The following is a 498-nucleotide window of genomic DNA, read 5'->3' as shown; positions in this document are numbered from 1 at the left end:
TCAGACACCACTCACACGACCGAATCATCCACCGACTGGAAGAAAACACCCGCTCAACAGACCCCCATACGACCAAAACATCCAGCCACTGGAGAAATCAGTACGTCTAAGCACCACTCAAACAGCCAAATCATCCAGCCACTGGAGAAATCGGGCGCCAAGGAAGGCAACAGCAGAGGATTTGGGTGTAAGACGCCGTTTTCACGCCCGCAATACCAAGCTTCTCACGACAAACTGCGGATTTCCCCATACCGCGATATAGTGATGGCTTGTAATTCACGGCATGCGAACGGTATTCGCCGAATGCAAGGCCACCGGACGCCACAGTCCGCGGCAGTTCCATGCCGCCATCCCTAGGCGTAGGCGGAGAAATCCGTCGAGGCCCATCCCACGGAGGCACGGTGGGATGAACCTTTTATTACCGAACATGCTGATTCAGATCCTGCTCATCGCCGTTTCCGTATCGATGGACGCATTCGCCGTCTCCATCGGCAAGGG

It is taken from the genome of Bifidobacterium sp. UBA6881 (genome assembly GCA_002451435.1).
GTDB lineage: Bacteria > Actinomycetota > Actinomycetes > Actinomycetales > Bifidobacteriaceae > Bifidobacterium.
This window is presented reverse-complemented; position numbering follows the sequence as displayed.